The 17,172-nt window shown below is 64.4% G+C and carries 13 protein-coding genes; 11 read left to right on the top strand and 2 right to left on the bottom strand.

Translation table 11 applies throughout. From position 1 onward, the window contains the following. Nucleotides 1-7 precede the first annotated feature (7 nt). The gene (locus tag V8683_RS11880; protein WP_411191187.1) at nucleotides 8-1,393 is read left to right on the top strand and encodes a sugar efflux transporter; all 1,386 of its coding nucleotides are present in this window, start codon (nucleotides 8-10) and stop codon (nucleotides 1,391-1,393) included. Between the two features lie 89 nt (nucleotides 1,394-1,482). Here the strand turns inward: V8683_RS11880 and V8683_RS11875 are convergent, their stop codons facing one another. Next, nucleotides 1,483-1,962 carry a hypothetical protein gene (locus V8683_RS11875; protein WP_411191186.1) on the bottom strand — a complete coding sequence of 160 codons (480 nt, stop codon included), beginning with the start codon at nucleotides 1,960-1,962 and terminating at the stop codon, nucleotides 1,483-1,485. Between the two features lie 731 nt (nucleotides 1,963-2,693). On the opposite strand from V8683_RS11875, the gene V8683_RS11870 reads away from it, so the two are divergent. From V8683_RS11870 to cyoD, 5 genes are all read left to right on the top strand, one after another. After that, the gene (locus V8683_RS11870) at nucleotides 2,694-4,235 is read left to right on the top strand and encodes an NADH-quinone oxidoreductase subunit M (RefSeq protein WP_411191185.1); all 1,542 of its coding nucleotides are present in this window, start codon (nucleotides 2,694-2,696) and stop codon (nucleotides 4,233-4,235) included. A gap of 352 nt (nucleotides 4,236-4,587) precedes the next feature. Then, on the top strand, nucleotides 4,588-5,475 hold the full coding sequence (gene cyoA / locus V8683_RS11865) for a ubiquinol oxidase subunit II (protein WP_411191184.1): 888 nt from the start codon (nucleotides 4,588-4,590) through the stop codon (nucleotides 5,473-5,475). A 6-nt stretch (nucleotides 5,476-5,481) separates the two neighbouring features. Then, a complete protein-coding gene (gene cyoB / locus V8683_RS11860) occupies nucleotides 5,482-7,518 on the top strand; it encodes a cytochrome o ubiquinol oxidase subunit I (protein ID WP_411191183.1) in 2,037 nt (678 codons plus the stop codon). Then, complete coding sequence (cyoC, locus tag V8683_RS11855; RefSeq protein ID WP_411191181.1) at nucleotides 7,518-8,129, top strand: cytochrome o ubiquinol oxidase subunit III; 612 nt, start codon at nucleotides 7,518-7,520, stop codon at nucleotides 8,127-8,129. Before cyoB ends, cyoC begins: the two co-directional genes overlap by 1 nt. Then, nucleotides 8,130-8,459, top strand: coding sequence for a cytochrome o ubiquinol oxidase subunit IV (gene cyoD, locus V8683_RS11850; RefSeq protein WP_411191180.1), 330 nt, complete (start codon nucleotides 8,130-8,132; stop codon nucleotides 8,457-8,459). A gap of 146 nt (nucleotides 8,460-8,605) precedes the next feature. Here the strand turns inward: cyoD and V8683_RS11845 are convergent, their stop codons facing one another. Continuing rightward, entirely contained in the window at nucleotides 8,606-9,256 is a 651-nt protein-coding gene (locus V8683_RS11845) for an SGNH/GDSL hydrolase family protein (protein WP_411191179.1), read from the bottom strand. Between the two features lie 138 nt (nucleotides 9,257-9,394). On the opposite strand from V8683_RS11845, the gene V8683_RS11840 reads away from it, so the two are divergent. The 5 genes from V8683_RS11840 (at nucleotide 9,395) to V8683_RS11820 (ending at nucleotide 17,043) form a co-directional block, all read left to right on the top strand. Continuing rightward, on the top strand, nucleotides 9,395-9,997 hold the full coding sequence (locus V8683_RS11840) for a TetR/AcrR family transcriptional regulator (RefSeq protein ID WP_411191178.1): 603 nt from the start codon (nucleotides 9,395-9,397) through the stop codon (nucleotides 9,995-9,997). A 168-nt stretch (nucleotides 9,998-10,165) separates the two neighbouring features. Further along, nucleotides 10,166-10,849, top strand: coding sequence for a type 1 glutamine amidotransferase domain-containing protein (locus tag V8683_RS11835; protein WP_411191177.1), 684 nt, complete (start codon nucleotides 10,166-10,168; stop codon nucleotides 10,847-10,849). A 94-nt stretch (nucleotides 10,850-10,943) separates the two neighbouring features. Then, the gene (locus V8683_RS11830; protein WP_411191176.1) at nucleotides 10,944-12,041 is read left to right on the top strand and encodes an NADH:flavin oxidoreductase/NADH oxidase; all 1,098 of its coding nucleotides are present in this window, start codon (nucleotides 10,944-10,946) and stop codon (nucleotides 12,039-12,041) included. A gap of 173 nt (nucleotides 12,042-12,214) precedes the next feature. Beyond that, complete coding sequence (locus tag V8683_RS11825; RefSeq protein WP_411191175.1) at nucleotides 12,215-14,575, top strand: tetratricopeptide repeat protein; 2,361 nt, start codon at nucleotides 12,215-12,217, stop codon at nucleotides 14,573-14,575. A gap of 434 nt (nucleotides 14,576-15,009) precedes the next feature. Beyond that, complete coding sequence (locus V8683_RS11820) at nucleotides 15,010-17,043, top strand: arabinofuranosidase catalytic domain-containing protein (RefSeq protein WP_411191173.1); 2,034 nt, start codon at nucleotides 15,010-15,012, stop codon at nucleotides 17,041-17,043. The last annotated feature ends 129 nt before the right edge of the window (nucleotides 17,044-17,172 follow it).

Here is a 17,172-nt window from a genome sequence, read left to right as displayed (position 1 = left end):
TCGCGCCGTGCTCAACTACTCGCGCTTTGCCGGTCTTCTGCGTATCCCCGGATTCCTGCCGCTCGCCGGCGCCACGCTCATGCTCGGCGTGGCCATGTCTTTCACCGCCCCCTATCTGTCGCTCTTCGGCGTCGAACGTGCCGGCATGTCGCCGCTCAGGCTCGGTATTTTCATGACGGCCATCGCCACGAGCGGCGTGATCGCCAGCACGGCCGCGGGCCGCTACAGCGACGCGACCGGCAAGCACCGGCTGCTGCTGCTGGTTTCGCTGTGCGCGGCGACGCTGGGTTATCTGAGCCTGTGCATCGTGCGCGACTACCGGATGCTGCTCGCCGTCGGCATTGCGTTCATCGGCGCGGGCGGCTGCGCGCTGTCGCTCGTGTTCTCGTTCAGCCGTGCCGCGCTGCCCGCCGCCGACGACGCCGAGCGGACGTTTGCCAGCGCGACCTTGCGCACGATCCTTTCGGCGGCCTGGGTGTTCGGGCCGGCGGTCGGCGCGCTCGTGCTTGCGGCCGCCGGGTTCTATGGTCTCTTTCTGTTTGCGGCCGCGAGTTTTGCGGCCTGCGCAACGATCGTCTGGCGCATGCGCGAGCCGCGCGTGGACGAGCACGCCACGCAGCATTTGATGCCGCGCCCCACGGCGCCGCCGGCCGGGCAGGGCGAACAGGAAGAACGGGACGACTTGCCCTACGAGGGCCAGCCGCTCACGCAGGCCGAAGTCGAGCCGGGGCATAGTCTCGGGCGCGCCGGCGCGCGCATGGCGGCGAGGCGTCAGGTGTCGACGCCCGAGGTGTCCTCAAAGGACATCATGCGCGCCGTCGTGGCGCTGACGCTGATCGGCCTCGCGGCCAATGCCACGATGATCGTGCTGCCGCTCTATATCGTTCACGGGCTGCAGGGGACACGGATCGACGTGTCGATCATGCTGGGTCTCGGCGCGCTCATGGAGATCCCCATGATGCTCGCGCTCGGCGCGCGCGCCTCGGTGCTCAACAAGCCACGCTGGCTCGCGGCGTGCGCGGTCGTGCATGCGGTCTACTTCGTCGCGATGGCGTCGGCGCCCGGCGTGCACGCGCTGATTCCCATGCAGATGCTCAATGCCTTCGTGGTGGCCGTCACGTCGTGTCTCGGCATGACTTACGTGCAGGATCTCATGCCGGATTCACCGGGCCGTGCCACCGCGCTCTTCTTCAACGCGGCGCGGCTTGGCTCGATCCTCTCCGGCGTGCTTTCGGGGCTGCTCGTGCAGGCGCTGGGCTATCGCGGTACGTTCCTGTTCTGCGGCTTGCTGGCGCTCTGCGCGCTCGTGCTCTTCGCGGTGCCCGGCGAGCAGTATCCGCATATCGCGCGCGCGGTGCTGCGATTCGTGAGAGGGCGGGGCGCGAAACGGTGAGCCAATGCTGCGTCTCCGGCGATCCGGTCCCGCCGCGGCAATCGACGAGGCCGACCAACCGAACGCGCCGTGCTTCGGCCGGCGCGGCTTCAGTGCATGTAGGTGACGCGGCGCGGCCGCTCGGAGAGGCGCAGGCCCGCGTCGAGCAGGGCGATCGCGAACCAGCGGGCCGACTTGAGCATGCCGGAGACGCTCGGCATGGGCAGCCAGTCGTTGAGCAACTGAACCGCCGCTTCGCTGCGCGTCGATTGCAGCAGCGCGAGGGTGCGCAGCAGCGAGGCCTCATCGGTGGCGAGTTCGGAGGCGCACCGGCAGCGTGTATCGAGCGGACGGCAGGAAGCGCGGCATAGCGTGCCCATCAGCAGGTCGAAATGGCCCACTCCGTCTGCGCCGAGCCCCGCTTCGACGAGGACTCCGCGCCAGCTCTCTTCCTTGCCGTAGGCGTCGCAGTGCGGGCGCAGCCAGGTGCGAACCGCGCGCAGGACGGTTTGCTCCGCGCTGTCCGGATGCTGGGCGAACGAGTCCTCCAGCAGCGTGTCGTTGCGGTGAAAACGGGCGATGGGGTGCATGGAAGCTCCAGCAAACGCCGGGCTCGCCGGCACGGGCTCCATGATGAGGCATTCTCGCTGTAAATGCAAATGATTCTCATTTATGTATGGGCGGCCCAGATCGCAGGAAAGGTCCTTGACCTGCCGTGCTGCAACCGGGATGGGATCCCGCGTTCCGTAGAAAGGACTCTTCCGCATACGATGCTTAATGGCGGCAGCGGAAGGGGCTAGAGTGGCGAACAATGCGTTGCGAAGTCCCTGGCGCATAGTGAGAGCTTGGCCCCGATCCTTTCCGGTCGGGGCTTTTTTTCGTGCTCGCACGCACCGGCTCGCGCGGGGGCTTCGTCGCGTGAGTAATTGAAACGAAATAATCAAGTAAGGTATTATTCGGGCCGCGACAAATGGACGCCCGCGTCGCGGAACCGCTCGCAGGGTGCCTGTCCCCCCTGAGTTCTGGTCAAAAAAACGATGGAAGCACGCAGATGTTACTTTTTGTGACGATAGAAAATCTTTTTAAAACAGAGACTTATATCAAATTCTGAATCGGCTTGTATTGTTGCGCTGCAAAATCTGCGATGATTGATTACCCTCGTTAACCCTTGAGCGTGTGTCGTTCTTTGCCGAGGCGCTAACAAAAACATTACAGTCGGTCCGGTCCGAATTTCTACCCGCGGCAATCTTTCAATGTGCTTTCGCGCCTTGTGGCGCGTACGTGGCGCTGTGCGCCGGGCGTTTTTAAGGTCTCTTGTGAAATGCAATCCGTCCCGTTCCTGAGTCTGGCGATCTGGATTCCCATCCTGTTCGGCGTGGTCGTCCTGCGTGTGGGTTCCGGTCATCCGCAGCGCGCGCGCTGGGTCGCGCTCGTCGGCGCCGTCGTCGGCCTGTTGCTGACCCTGCCGTTGATCGCTGGCTTCGACAATACCGTCACCGGCATGCAGTTCGTGGTGTTCCGCAACTGGCTGCCCGAGTTCGGCGTGGCGTGGCGCCTCGGGATCGACGGCATTTCGTTGTGGATGGTCGTATTGACCGCATTCACGACGCTCGTGATCGTGATCGCCTCCTGGCAGTCGATCAGCATGCGCGTCGCCCAGTTCTTCGGCGCATTCCTGATCCTTTCGGGGCTGATGGTCGGCACCTTCGCGGCGACGGACGGCATGCTGTTCTTCGTCTTCTTCGAAGCCCAGTTGATCCCGCTGTACCTCCTGATCGGCGTGTGGGGCAACGCGCACCGCATCCACGCGGCCGTGAAATTCTTCTTCTTCTCGTTCGGCGGCTCGCTGCTGATGCTGGTGTCGATGCTGTATCTCTACAGCGAGGCGCACACCTTCGACATGGCCGCATGGCACAACCTGCAGCTCGGCCTCGTCCCGCAGCTCCTCGTCTTCATCGGCTTCTTCGCCGCGTTCGGCGTGAAGGTGCCGATGTGGCCGCTGCATACCTGGCTGCCCGACGTGAACCTCGAAGCGCCGACGGGCGCGGCCGTGATGCTCGCGATGCTCAAGCTGGGCGCCTACGGCTTCCTGCGTTTCACGCTGCCTGTCACTCCCGACGCCGCGCACTTCCTGGCGCCGGTCATCATTGCGCTCTCGCTCGTGGCCGTGGTGTGGGGCAGCCTGCTCGCGCTCGCGCAGACCGACATGGCCAAGATGCTCGCGTACTCGACGGTCTCCCACATGGGTCTCGTCACGCTGGGTCTGTTCCTCTTCAACCAGCTCAGCACCGAAGGCGCGATCGTGCAGATGATCTCGTACGGTTTCGTCGCGGGCGGCATGCTGCTCGCGGCCGGCATGCTGTTCGACCGCACGAAGACGCGCTCCATCGAGGCCTACGGCGGCGTGGTCAACACGATGCCGCGTTACGCCGCCTTCTTCATGCTGTTCGCCATGGCCAACGTGGGCCTGCCCGGCACCTCGGGCTTCGTGGGCGAGTTCATGGTCATCATGGGCGCGATCCGCGTGAACTTCTGGATCGGCGCGCTGACCGCGACGACCGTCATTCTGAGCGCTGCGTACACCCTGTGGATGTACAAGCGCGTGATCTTCGGCGCTGTTGCGAACAGGACCGTGGCAAAGCTGGCCGACATCGGCGGCCGCGAATTGCTGATCTTCGTTTCGCTCTCGGCGCTGGTGCTGGGTGTGGGCCTCTATCCGAAGCCCATGACGGATGCGATCGAGCTGTCGGCGGCGAATCTCGTCACGCAGGCGCTTCGCTCGAAGCAGCCGGCGGACGGTGCTGCGTCTGCCGAAGCGGTGCGCGCCGGCGCGGAAGTCAACGCGCAGCGTTCCCCGACGTGATCACTCAGGTTTGACCGCGTACACGCGCGCCGTGCCGCATCGTGAGATGCGCCACGGCGCGCGTGTACGTGTGAAAGAAGGTTTTCGAATAGCAGGGCGTTTCGAAAAAAAGCCGCGGCGGGATCGGCGGCGAAACGACGCAGGGCAAACACGTAGACGTTCGCCTCCGGGTGCGACAGCACGCGGCGAACGTGTGCGGCAAAGTGTCTCAGTTTCGTTTCGGCAAAGATCATTTTCCACATTCATTGCTTGTTAAAAATCAAAGCGGCTGTATGATGCGGGCGCGCTTCCTTTGTCCGATGTCAGAGGATGTGTCCGGAACCACTCAATGAATGAAATTCAGGCAAACGTGATGAAAAGAACAACCTTGCAAAGGTTATTGCTTCCCGTCGGAGCCGGATTGGCCGCGTGTCTTTCCGGATGCAGCGCGGGAATCCTCGATCCCAAGGGTAGCGTTGGGGTTGCCGAGAAGCAGTTGATCGCCACTTCCACCTGGGCCATGCTCATCGTGGTGATCCCCGTGATCGTACTGACGCTCTGGTTCGCGTACCGCTATCGCGCGACGAACCGCAGCGCCACCTATGCGCCGAAATGGTCGCACTCCACGGCCATCGAAGTGGTCGTTTGGACCGTTCCCACGCTGATCATCCTGTTCCTTGGCGTACTGACGTGGAACACCTCGCACGAGCTCGATCCGTACAAGCCGCTCGAATCGAACGTCAAGCCGATTACCGTCGACGTGGTCGCACTCGACTGGAAGTGGCTCTTCATCTATCCGGATCTGGGCATCGCGACGGTGAACCAACTGGCGCTGCCGGTCGGCACGCCCGTGAATTTCAACATCACGTCGGATTCGGTGATGAACTCGTTCTTCATCCCGCAGCTCGGCACCCAGATCTACGCGATGGCAGGCATGCAAACGCGCCTGCACCTGATCGCCGACCACGCCGGCGACTTCGACGGCCTCTCGGCGAACTTCAGCGGCAAGGGCTTCTCGGACATGAAGTTCCGCACGATCGCATCGAACCCGCAAGACTTCGACGCGTGGGTCCAGAAGGTGAAGGCGTCCTCGACGCAGCTTTCGATGGACAAGTACGCGCAGGTCGCGCAGCCGAGCGAGAAGGTACCGGTTCAGTACTTCTCGACGGTCGACCCGAAGCTCTTCAACAACATCATCGCGAAGTACAACAACGGCCACGTCACGGATTTCAATGACGCGTCGTGCGGTACGAAGGGGTAACGAGGCATGTTCGGAAAACTTACACTGGATGCCATTCCGTATCACGAGCCGATCATTCTCGGCACGATGATCGGCATGGCGGTCATCGGCGCCTTCGTGTTAGGCGTGGTCACGTACTTCGGCAAATGGAAGTACCTTTGGACCGAGTGGCTGACGAGCGTCGACCACAAGCGTCTGGGCGTGATGTACATCGTGCTCGCCCTCGTCATGCTCGTGCGCGGCTTCGCCGACGCCATCATGATGCGTACCCAGCTCGCGCTGGCGTACAACGCGCCGGGCTACCTGCCGCCGCACCACTACGACCAGATCTTCACGGCGCACGGCGTCATCATGATCTTCTTCATGGCCATGGCCTTCATGGTCGGCCTGATGAACATCGTCGTGCCGCTGCAGATCGGCGCACGCGACGTGGCGTTCCCGATGCTGAACTCGCTGTCGTTCTGGATGACGACCGTCGGCGCGGTCCTGCTGATGATCTCGCTCGTCGTGGGTGAGTTTGCGATGACGGGCTGGCTCGCGTATCCGCCGCTTTCGGAGCTTGCATACAGTCCAGGGGTCGGCGTCGACTATTACCTGTGGGCGCTGCAGATCTCGGGCGTGGGCACGCTGCTGACCGGCGTGAACTTCTTCGTCACGATCATCAAGATGCGTGCCCCGGGCATGACGCTGATGAAGATGCCGGTGTTCACGTGGACGGCGCTCTGCACGAACGTGCTGATCATGGCCGCGTTCCCGATCCTGACCGTCACGCTCGCGCTGCTCGGCCTCGATCGCTACCTCGGCATGCATTTCTTCTCGAACGACGGCGGCGGCAACGCCATGCTGTACCTGAACCTGATCTGGGCCTGGGGCCACCCCGAGGTGTACATCCTGATCCTGCCGGCGTTCGGCGTGTTCTCGGAAGTCGTCTCGGCGTTCGCGAAGAAGCCGCTGTTCGGCTACAAGACCATGGTGTACGCAACGTGCGCGATCATGGTGCTCTCGTTCGTCGTGTGGCTGCACCACTTCTTCACGATGGGTTCGGGCGCCGACGTCAACGCGTTCTTCGGCATCATGACGATGATCATCGCGATCCCGACGGGCGTGAAGATCTTCAACTGGCTGTTCACGATCTACCGCGGCCGTCTGGAATTCACCTCGCCGGTGCTCTGGACGATCGGCTTCATGGTCACCTTCACCATCGGCGGCATGACCGGCGTGATGATGGCGATCCCGGGTGCGGACTTCGTGCTGCACAACTCGCTGTTCCTGATTGCTCACTTCCACAACGTGATCATCGGCGGCGTGCTGTTCGGCTACCTCGCCGGCTTCAACTTCTGGTTCCCGAAGGCGTTCGGCTTCAAGCTCAACGAAAAGCTCGGCAAGCGCGCGTTCTGGTTCTGGCTCTCGGGCTTCTATGTCGCGTTCACGCCGCTGTACGTGCTCGGCTTCATGGGTGCCACCCGCCGTCTGAACCACTACGACAACCCGGCATGGCATCCGTGGATGATCATCGCCTGGTTCGGCGCCGTGCTCGTGCTGATCGGCATCGTGCATCAGTTCGCGCAGTTGTACGTTTCGATCCGCGACCGCAACCTGCCGGAAAACCGCGACCTGACGGGCGATGCGTGGGGCAGTGGCCGTACGCTGGAATGGGCGATCGCATCGCCGCCGCCGTCGTATAACTTCGCCGTCATCCCGCATGTGAGCGAGCTCGACGAGTTCCAGCACATGAAGGAAACGGGCCGCGAAACGCCGGACGTCATCAACACGAAGTACGCCGACATCCACATGCCGTCCAACACGAGCGCAGGTGTCTTCAGCGGCTTCTTCGCGCTGGTGCTCGGCTTCGCAGGCATCTGGCACATCTGGTGGCTGATGATCGTCGGCTTCGTCGGCATTCTCGCGACGATCATCGGCTACAGCTTCCAGAAGAACGAGGGTTACTACATCCCGGCCGCCAAGGTCCGGGCCGACGAAGAAGAGCGCAATCGCGCACTGGTCAAGGCGTTTGCAGGCAAGCAGCGCGGTGGCAAGGTTGAAGAAGCACTGGAGGCCAACTGATGTTGACGAAGACAAGTGCGGCCGCACTCGCGGAGCACGATCACCACGATCACCCGCCCGCGCATTCGGTGTTCGGCTTCTGGCTGTACCTGATGACCGACTGCATTCTGTTCGGCACGCTGTTCGGCGTGTTCGCGGTGATGCAGAACCAGTTCGCAGGCGGCCCGACGGGCAAGGACCTGTTCGACATTCCGGGCGTGGCGATGGAAACGGCGGTGCTGCTGCTGTCGTCCATCACGTACGGTTTCGCGATGATCGGCGCGCACAAGAAGCGCGCCGGCCAGGTGCTGTTCTGGCTGGCCGTCACGTTCCTGCTGGGCGCGACCTTCCTGTATTTCGAACTGCATGAGTTCGCGCATCTCGTCGAAGAAGGCGCGGGCCCGAGCCGCAGCGCGTTCCTCTCGTCGTTCTTCACGCTGGTTGCCACCCACGGTATCCACGTGACGTTCGGCATGATCTGGATGATCGTCCTGATGGTGCAGGTGATGAAGGCCCCGGAACTGGACGAGCGCTCGGTGCGCCGCCTGACGTGCCTGAGCCTCTTCTGGCACTTTCTGGACATCGTCTGGATCTGCGTGTTCTCCTTTGTTTATCTTGCGAGCGTGATTTAAATGAGTGCTCATCCTATCCACGAAGAAGAAAGCCACGGCAGCTTCGGCGGCTATCTGGCCGGTTTCGTCCTGGCGGTGGTGCTCACGGCCGCTTCGTTCTGGCTCGTGCTGCATGGCGGCTTCCCGCATGAGACCGCGCTGATTGGCCTTGCCGTGCTGGCCGCGGTGCAGATCGTGGTCCACCTCGTGTTCTTCCTGCACATGAACACGTCGTCGGGCCAGCGCTGGAACGTGACAGCATTTGGCTTCACGGTGATGACGGTGCTGATCGTGATCGTCGGCACGCTGTGGGTCATGCACAACGTCGCCATGAACATGATGTCGCGCTGAGCATCATTGTCGGATCGTGCGCAACGCTTCGCTGCGCGCACGAACGACGAACGCCGCCGGGCTTCAAAGCCGGCGGCGTTTGTCATTGGCGCTCGCGGTTTCGCTTCGGAAAGCGAGAAAACTTTCGGGTGCGACGCAGATGCCGCTCAGGCGCCGAAGCGCTGGCGGACCAGTTCGGCCACGGCCTTGCCAAGGCGGTGGTGCTGCTCGGCCTCGTAATGCACGCCGTCGGTCGGGCTGACCTTGACGATGTCGCCGGCGTCGAGGAACGCGGAGCCGTACTTCACGGCCACGCGCTCGTAGAGCGGAGCGAGCAGGCGCGATTTGGCCGCGCCGTCCGTGAAGATTTCGCCGAGAAAGCCGACTTCCTCGATCGGCGCGGGCGCCATCAGCAATACGTGCGGCGTCGCGCCGCCCGGGCCGGCCCGGCAGGCCACGAGCGTCTCCAGCAGCACGTCGACCGAGTTCGCGATGTCGGCGGGCGTGACGGAGAAGCGCGCCTTGAGGTCGTTGGTGCCGAGCATGAGCACGACCACGTCGACGGGCAACTGGCTTTCGAGGCAGGGGCGCAAGTACGCGAGGCCGTTCTTGTGCCGGCCCTCGATGGGATCGTCGTGAACGGTGGTGCGCGCAGGCAGGCCTTCCTCCACGACATTCCAGCCGTCGCCCAGCGCCGCACGCAGCACACCGGGCCAGCGGTCGGCGGGGCCGAAGCGTTCGAGCACGCCGGGCAGGTTGAGCGGCTTGGTGCCGTGCGTGTTGGAGTCGCCGTAACAGAGCAGGGTGCGGGTCGCCATATGTTTCCTCGTTTGCGGATAAGTTGCCGATGCGAAATCCCGACAGCGCGTATCGCGTCCGTCGGGCGCTGCCATGCCACTACGAATTCTGCGAGATGACTAGACGACCGGTCTAATGGGCCGGTAGACTGCCACACCATGAATGCAGAGAGCGCCGTCGAAATGCGGCAATACATCCTCGATACCGCCATGCCCATCCTGCTGGGCAAGGGCTTCTCGGCGGTCGGCCTCAGCGAGATCCTCGCGGCCGCCGGCGTTCCCAAAGGGTCGTTCTACCACTACTTCGGTTCGAAGGAGGCGTTTGGCGTCGCTTTGCTGACGTCCTACTTCGCCGATTATGTCGAACGCCTGGACGAACTGCTGGAGCGCCATCCGGGCACGGCGGCCGAGCGGCTCATGCGCTACTGGGACGACTGGCGCGCAACGCAGTGCGCCGACGACCCGGCGGGCAAATGCCTCACGGTCAAGCTGGGCGCCGAAGTCTGCGATCTGTCCGAGCCCATGCGCCTTGCCCTGCAGCGCGGCACGGAGCAGATCGTGGCGCGGCTCGCCGCGTGCATCGAGGCAGGACGCGAGGACGGGACGCTCGCGAGCGTGAGCGACGCAGCCGTGACGGCGTCATCGCTCTATGAACTGTGGCTAGGGGCGACGCTGCTGGGAAAGATCCGGCGTGACGGGCGGCCCCTCGATGCAGCCATGGTGACGACGCGCCGCATGCTGGGCCTGCCGCCCGCCGGATAATCCGGCGGCGAGCGGGCGCGCCGCCGCCTGGGCGGGCACCCGCGCCGCATGATTCGACGTGCCGCGATAGACTAGACGACCGGTCTAATAGTCTGCTGACTGACTGATGACGGACCGGTTTCCACAACGGCGCGAGAGCGCCGGGATGCCATCGAGAAAGGAATTCCGATGAAGGTACTGATCGTTTTGACCTCGCACGAGGACCTCGGCAACACGGGCAAGAAGACCGGCTTCTGGCTAGAGGAGTTCGCGGCGCCGTACTACGCGCTGCGCGATGCCGGCGCACAGTTGACGCTGGCCTCGCCGAAGGGTGGCCAGCCGCCGCTCGATCCGAAGAGCAGCGATCCGTCCGCGCAGACCGAGGCGACGCGCCGTTTCGACGCCGACGCGGCCGCCCGAGCGGAGCTTGCCAGTACGAAGCGGCTTGCGGATGTGGATGTGAACGCGTTCGATGCCGTGTTCTATCCGGGCGGGCATGGTCCGCTGTGGGATCTCGCGGAGGATCCCGCCTCGATCGCCTTGATCGAAAGGACGCTTGCCGCAGGCAAGCCGGTGGCCGCCGTATGCCATGCGCCGGGTGTGCTGCGGCACGTGAAGGGCGCGGACGGCAAGCCGCTCGTGGCCGGCAAGTCGGTGACCGGCTTCTCGAATACCGAAGAGGCGGCGGTGGGCCTGACCGAGGTCGTGCCATTCCTCGTCGAGGACATGCTCAAGGGCAGCGGCGGCCACTACACGAAGGCCGCCGACTGGCAGCCTCATGTCGCCGTCGATGGGCTTCTGATCACGGGCCAGAATCCGGCTTCCTCGGAGCCGGTGGCCGAGGCGCTGCTCCAGGCGTTGCGCCGCGCGTAAAGCCGGGCGGCGTTGCCGATACGAAATACCCGATCTTTCAACCTGGCGCAGGCGCCGTGCTGCCCACGGCCTGCGTCCATCTGGAGAGCAGTAGATGTCCGCATTGTTCGAACCGTTCAAGCTCAAGGACGTATCCCTGCGCAACCGCATCGCGGTGCCGCCCATGTGCCAGTACACGGCCGTCGACGGCGTGATCAACGACTGGCATCGTGCGCATCTTGCGCAGATCGCGCGCGGCGGCGCGGGCCTCGTGATCGTCGAAGCCACCGCCGTATCGCCCGAAGGGCGTATCACCCCGGGCTGTACGGGCTTGTGGAACGATGCACAGGCACAAGCTTTTGCACCGACCGTTGCCGCGATCAAGTCTGCCGGCGCGGTGCCCGGCATCCAGATCGCGCACGCGGGCCGCAAGGCCAGCGCGAACCGTCCCTGGGAAGGCGACGACCACATTCCCGAGGGCGACGCGCGCGGCTGGCAAACCATCGCGCCGTCCGCGATTCCGTTCGGCGCTCATCTACCGAAGGTGCCGAAGGCGATGACGCTCGACGACATCGCCCGCGTGCGCGAGGATTTCGTCGCGGCGGCGAGGCGCGCGCTCGCGGCCGGCTTCGAGTGGCTCGAACTGCACTTCGCCCATGGCTACCTTGGCCAGAGCTTTTTCTCGACACACTCGAACCAGCGTGACGACGCCTACGGCGGCAGCCTCGAAAACCGCAGCCGTTTCCTTCTGGAAACGCTGGCGGCCGTGCGCAAGGTCTGGCCGGAGCACCTGCCGCTGACCGCGCGTTTCGGCGTGATCGAATACGACGGCCGCGACGACGAAACGCTGGCCGAGTCGATCGAGCTCGCGAAGGGTTTCCGGCGCGAAGGGCTCGACATGTTGAGCGTGAGCGTGGGCTTTTCCACGCCGACTGCGCAGATTCCATGGGCTCCCGCGTTCCTCGCGCCGATCGCGCAGAAAGTGCGCCGCGCCACCGGATTGCCGGTCGCTTCGGCATGGGGCATCGATACGCCGGCGCTGGCCGAGCGTTCGGTGGCGAGCGAGCAGCTCGACCTCGTGATGGTGGGCCGTGCGCATCTCGCGAATCCGCATTGGCCTTACCATGCTGCGCGCGAACTCGGTGTCGAGCGCGCCGCCTGGACCTTGCCCGCGCCCTACGCGCACTGGCTCGAGCGCTACAAGGTCGGCTGATTCATTGGCTGCGGTACAGGGTATCGGCGGATCGGGTTACATGTCCTCCGTAATTTGTGGTAAGGGTTGGTAAACGAAGGAAACGGGTTGGCGGCTATGCTCGCGCTGCGGCTGGCGCGTGGCGCCACGCACCCCGTAGTCCTACCGAACGCGACCCGACCCGCACAAACCGGATGCCCAACGATCCCCTCTTCGAGCGCGCCAGCGAGGCCCATCTCGCAGGCGATCTGCTTGCCGCGCGCAAGTTGTACATGGCGCAGCTGGAGCGTGACGCCGCGCATGCCGACGCGATGTTCCGGCTGGCCGTGCTGGATCTGCAGGAAAGCCAGCCGTCCGCCGCACGCGTCCGGCTGCAGCGCTTGCTGGAGCTTCGACCCGGATATCGGCGCTATCGCGAGGCGCTCGCGCAAGCCTGCGCAATGGGCGGGCAACACGCGCAAGCGGCCGAGCTTCTCCGCGGCCTGCTTGCAGAGGATGGCACCTCGGCCGAATGGTGGTTTGCGCTCGGCACGACGCTGCAGGCGCAGGGCGCCTTGATCGAAGCGGCCGATGCGTGGCGAAGGGTGGCGCAATGCGATCCCCGGTCGGCCGACGCCTCGAACAATCTGGGGAACTGCCTTCGGCTGTCGGGTGACGCTGATGGGGCGCAGGCGGCGTATCGGCATGCGTTGGCCGTGCGGCCCGACGATGCGAACGCACTCACGAATCTCGGCACGCTTCTGCAGGCGCAGGGACGCCATGACGAGGCGCTCGGCTTGCTGCAGGCCGCGTTGGCGGCCGCGCCGGATGCGCCAACGGCGATGGTCAATCTCGGCGTGCTGCTGACCCGGCTTGGGCGCCCCGACGAGGCAGCCGATGTGCTCGCGCGCGCCGTGGCACGCGATCCGGATTTCGCGCAGGCGGCTTATAACTACGGTAATGCGCTTCATGCTCTCGGTCGCCTTCGCGATGCGCAAGCGCAGTATCTTCGCGCGCTCGCGCTCGATCCGGCCCATGCCGAGGCTGCGAACAACCTCGGCAACGTGTACCGCGAGCTTGGCGATCATCGCGCGGCGCTGGACGCTTTCGAAACGGCGATGCGTGTGCGCCCGGATTTCGTCGACCCGTACAGCAACGCGGCCAATCTGTTGCGCACGCTAGGCCGACTCGACGACGCGCACGCGCTATTGCGCCGCGCGCTCGAACTCGATCCGGCGCATTCGTCCGCGCTCAACAATCTCGGCAATGTGTTCAAGGACAGCGGGGACCTCGACGAGGGTATCGCGTGCTTTCGCCGGGCCATTGCAAGCGATCCGGGCAATCTGATCGCGCACAGCAACCTTGTCTACGCGCTGTCGTTCCAGTCGTTCGACTCGGGCGCGATACTCGAAGCGGCGCGCGGGTGGGCCGCACGGCACGCCGCGCCAGTCGTGCCGATGCCTGTGCTTGCGGCTATCGAGCCCTCCGGAGAGCGCCGCCTGCGCGTTGGCTACGTATCGGCGGATTTTCGTGAGCATTGCCAGGCATTATTCACAACGCCGCTCTTCGCGCATCACGACCGGACGCGCTTCGAGATTCACGCCTATTCGAGCGTCGCGCGCCCCGATGCGACGACCGCGCGGCTAGCCGCCTGCGTGGAGGCCTGGCACGACGTGCGCACGCTGGACGACGCGGCGCTGGCGGCGAAGATACGCGCGGACGGCATCGACATCCTGATCGATCTCACCATGCACATGGGCAATGGCCGGCCTTTGCTGTTCGCGCGCAAGCCGGCGCCGGTGCAGGTGGCATGGCTCGCGTATCCCGGCACCACGGGTATCGGAGCGATCGACTGGCGGATCACCGATCCGCATCTCGACCCGCCCGCGCACGATGCTCACTACAGCGAGCAGTCCTGGCGCCTGCCGCATACGTTCTGGTGCTATGACCCGCTTGCCATGGAGCCCGAAGTGAATCCGTTGCCGGCCGCCAGCGCGGGACACGTTACGTTCGGCAGCCTGAACAACCCCTGCAAGCTCACGCCGGCAACGCTGCGGCTATGGGCGCGCGTGTTCGCACGCTTGCCGTCAGCACACCTCGTGCTCATGGCACCGGAGGGCGATGCGAGACGACGGATCTGCGCGAGGCTGGCTCAGGCGGGAATCGATCCGGTCCGTGCGCGCTTCGTTCCGTTCAGGGCACGCGATGCCTATCTGCGCGGCTATCACGAGATCGACATAGGCCTCGATTCGCTGCCGTACAACGGACATACCACGACGCTCGACGCGCTATGGATGGGCGTGCCGGTAGTCACGCGTATCGGCCCGACGGTGGCGGGGCGCGCGGGCTTGAGCCAGCTTGTCAACCTGGGCCTCGAAGCGCTCGCCGCCGATTCGGACGAGACTTTCGCCGAAACCGCGGTCGATCTCGCGAACGATCTGCCGCGCCTTGCGGCGCTGCGTTCCTGTCTGCGCGCGCGCATGACAGGTTCGCCGTTGATGGACGGCGCGCGCTTCGCGCGCGATATCGAAGCCGCCTACGAAGCGATGTGGACGCAGCGTCATCGCGCCATCTGACTTCGGCGGCTGCGACCCCGGATGTTCGATCGATATTAGTAATAATATCTGCCGCCTCCATGGCGTAGTTCGCATGCCATGTGCATATCGAAGGTGTTTGCAAAACCTACGGGAATCTACCAGGGCAATATTTAATAATAATGAGTAATATTATTAGCGCGGCGGCTTCGTGACACCGTGAGGTGCGCCACCCAGAGCGCACCGTTCCCACCTGAAATCCCTATCCGAAATCCGGCGCTAACCCGCGCGGATGGCGAAGGGGAGTTTTGCGCCAAGGGCCGCGATCGACGCATTGCAGGCGTCTCATCGCGCGCTCCTGTTTTCGCGTAATTCATGCTGATCAGTCGTGCGTCGTCGGTAACTGTTACTCGTGAATCGTTTAGTAATCCTGCGTTATAAGCGCGTAAAGCAACGCTGGCTTATTGGAGGGAATCATGGCGTGTAGAACAGTTGGACTGGTTTCTCTGTTGTTGTCGGCAGCCCTCGCGCTGTCGGCGTGTAATGGCGATTCGTCGTCCGGATCCCAGGTCGCCGGTGTGGCGAATTCGAGCGTTGCACCAACGAGCGCCGCGGCGCAGACGAATGCGGCGGCGTCCGCGGAAGTCGGGACGTCGACACCGCTGCCGTGCGACGCCGCTGCCGCCGCGGGCACGCCGTGCTCGGCGGCCCACAGCGTGACTCGTTTGCTGACAAAGACCTATACGGGGCCGTTGTTCCAGATCTTGCGCGCCTCGGATAACACCACGAAGGATATCTATCCCTACACGTCGGCCACGCTTCCAGGCGGTGCTCGCCGTGAGTTGGTCGGAACGACCAACCTCGGCAGTGTGAATGCCTTCTGCAACAACACCACGTGCTCGGTGTCGTATCTCTACGATCAGATCGACCGTGTCGCGGCGCTCAAAGGCGGTGCGTACGGCAATGTCCCCGCAACGCTCACGCTGAATCAGAACGGTGGCGAGTCGCTGACGTTGCCGAGCAGCGGTCCTGGTTCGCAAAGCCCGGTCACGGTGCCGGTCCTCAACGGCTTCGCGACGATCACGCTGCCCGGAAGCTCAGGAACCCTGACGGTTCAGTTGTCGCAGCCGCCGGTTGCCTTGACGACGCAATCGCCCACCCTTCAGTTGACCGTCGGCAACGATCTGCCGGCGCTGACGGGCTCAGCAGCGAAGCTTGCGCTGGTACCGCTCAACGGCGGGACGATCCCGGCGTTGTCGACGCTGGCTGGGCAGGCGTACCGGAACCGCTTCGGGACCGTGAACCAGTCGATCGGCGATACCGATATCGCCGAATACATGGTGGCGGGCGCGCACTACGACCAGTCTTCGACGTGTTGCGGGACCTACGGCAACATGGAGAGCAGCGCGAATTCCAGCACCTATGCGCATGGGGAAGTCGAAGGGGAGATGTTCGCGCTGGCGTTCTCGGACGGCGCGGCCGCGGTATTCGGCTACTGCGACGGCGATTCGGGTCAGGCGCCGACCGTGAAAGACCCGGTGTGCAACGGGCTCGACGTCAACTGGCCCGGTGTCGACGCGGAAGCGGGCGTTTATCTCTACGGACCTCAGCAGCCTCCCAAGGAGAAGTTCGTCACGGTGCTCGCGAAGTATTCGCCCAACACGGCGTCCAATATATTCGCGGTGAAGGGTGGGGCGGCGTCACAGGGGGTGCTCACTGCCGTCTACGATGCAGCGCCGCCGGAAGCCTACAACTTCAGTAACGACGCGGGCCATGCCTTCAACGGCCAATGGCAGGGCGGCCTTTCACTTGGCGAAGGCGGGGACGGCAGCTCGGCGCCGATCCAGTTCTTCGAAGGCGCGGTCCTCACGAAGGCGACCACCGACACGACGGACAACGCCATCCAGGGCAGCATCGCCGAATTCTATGGCCCGCCGAAGGACAAGGAACTCGCCGCTTGCTACGCGGGCAATCTGGTCAATTCACCCTTGAGCCTTGCGATTCCCGATGCGTGGAGCCAGAGCAACGGCGGAACCGCGCAGCCTGCTCCCGACATCTACGGCACCAGCCAGCGCGCCGCGCTGGTCACGGCCACGAATGGCTCCGCGGTGGCGAACATTCATGAAGTCATCCGGGTCCAGGGCGGGCAGACGTACAGCTTCACCGACTATGTGCTGGCGACGACGAACGCAACGGTATTTCCCGGCGGATCGATCCAGACCGACGACTCGAACGGCACCGAGTTCGCCTGGGTCCTCAACACGAATACGGGCAGTATCGTTCGCGGAACGTGGGGCGCGGGCCAGGCCACTTCGCTGTCGGCGGTGAAAGCGGGGAACTGGTGGAAGATCACCATGACCTTCACCGCGCCGGTGGGATCGAATAACGCCTCCATCTTCATCGATCCTCCGACCTCGAGCGCCGGCGGTACCCGGTCGCAGCAGGCGTCCTATCTCAGCGCCACGCACTACTGCCCGAGCCTGTCGATCCAGACGGCTTCGACCATGTAGTTATCCTGACCTTGAACCCGCCGGGGGCGCCCCCCCCCCCCCCCCCCGCCGGGGGCGCCCCCCCCCCCCCCCCGCGGGGGGGGGGGGGGGGGGGGGGGGGGGGGGGGCCGGGGCGGGGGGGCGGGGGGG

The organism is Paraburkholderia sp. AV2 (assembly GCF_054968425.1).
Note: the sequence above shows the minus strand (reverse complement) of the source record. Positions and strands in the feature narration are given on the sequence as shown.